Origin of the sequence: Photorhabdus heterorhabditis (assembly GCF_001280945.1) — a bacterium.
GTDB classification, from domain to species: Bacteria; Pseudomonadota; Gammaproteobacteria; order Enterobacterales; family Enterobacteriaceae; genus Photorhabdus; species Photorhabdus heterorhabditis.
This window is the reverse complement of sequence record NZ_LJCS01000164.1, coordinates 1-1,536: the sequence shown is the minus strand read 5'-3', so window position 1 is coordinate 1,536 and position 1,536 is coordinate 1. Positions and strand designations below refer to the sequence as shown.

Below are 1,536 nucleotides of genomic sequence, written 5' to 3'. Positions count from 1 at the left end.
CGGGTGCGGGCGCTGACCATCGACAAGATGCCCCAGATTCAGCTGACTCTTGCCGCCGTATTCCGTACTGAGTTTGATGTGCTCTTTCCCGCGCTCGTCATCCATCCGCAGTTTGTTATTCGCCGGCGTGCGCAGCACGTTACGTTTGTAGTTATAAAATGCGACGTGATCCGGGTGTTTCGAGTCGTGCAGCGCGTGTGCGATATAGGGCCTATCCGGGTCGCCCCCTTCAAATGCGATCGCCACTTCCGTCCCCGCCAGCAACGGCCAGTGAAAACCGTAGGTGTCCCCCGCATAGGGCCGCGCCAACCGTACCCACAGGCTTTCTCTCCCCTGCGGCCAGCTCGCCCGGTCAAAGTCAAACGACACCCGATACAAGCCGTCTTTGTCGATATCCCCGTACGGGTCGTTCACGATAGTACTGGTCACTCTGGCCGGTAATGTGCCCGCCATCACCGGTTTCGGGATTAATGCCGGGCGAAAACACACGGTTTCTGAATAAGGTATGGCGGTGAATGCCATTTCAAAACTTTTATCCCGGCGGGCGCCGCTGGTGATACCGGTGATAATCGCGCCTTTACGAAAAACCTCCGGCGCCTCCCCCCGCACTTTCAGCTCCTGCCCCGGTACCAGCGTCGCCGAGGTGGTTAACCCCCGCAGCCGGGTTTGCTGATTCAGGTAACGTTCGTGGTGCAGCCGGGCATAGAACACCCCGCTTTCCACTTCCGGTTCGATGGCGTAACGGTTTCCCAGTACCCGGTAGTTATCGATGTAATGGTAAGCTTCCCCGTAAGTTGTGGGGTCCCCGCGCGTCACATCCGCCTCCACATCCATCCCATACCGCGGCAGCGCGTCGCGGTAGTCGTAATCCCGGGTCAGGATTTTCCCTTCCACCACCTGATGGGTGGTTTCCATGCCCCACACCGCATCCGCCTCTCCGCCGTGCATCCCCGAAGGAGAACGGGCCGGCAGGTACACGTTAAACTGGTAGTAGCGCTGGTCGTCGTAAAACTCCACCACGTCAATGTTCAGCCGCTCATCCGCCGTCACTTTGTACCAGATACCCACTTCCGCCAGCAGCCGCTGCACAAACCGCAGGTCATCCTCGCCGTACTGCATCACCTGTTCCCGCTTCGGGTAGGGATAAGCCAGCGTGAATAAAAAATCCTGGCCCCGGAAATCGTGCCGTTCACGCAAGATTTTTTCCACAATCTCCGGCACCGACATATTCTGGTAAATCGCCGACTGATGGCTGTTCGCCAACAGGGCCAGCCGGGGCACCAGCGTCACCTCGTAATGGCTTTCATCCCGCGAGGTAGACAGCAGTTTAAAGCCACTGATCACCCCATATACCGTACGCAATGGCGCCGGGGGGACCACCGGCATCCCGCGCAGACCCGGATTAACCGGCGGGGAAGTCAGGGTAAATGAGGCGTCCTGCATCAGCATCTGCGCCGGCGCAATCGCCTTCTCCGGGCTGGTAAATTCAATGGTGTAGCAAAAAGGCTGGCTTAAATATTCCTGTCCGGTAAACGC

1 protein-coding gene is annotated in these 1,536 nt (G+C 58.4%); it reads right to left on the bottom strand.

The features are described from left to right. Positions 1–1,536, bottom strand: a 1,536-nt coding sequence (locus AM629_RS21065; protein WP_152912057.1) for a type VI secretion system Vgr family protein, incomplete at both ends; no start/stop codon positions are given.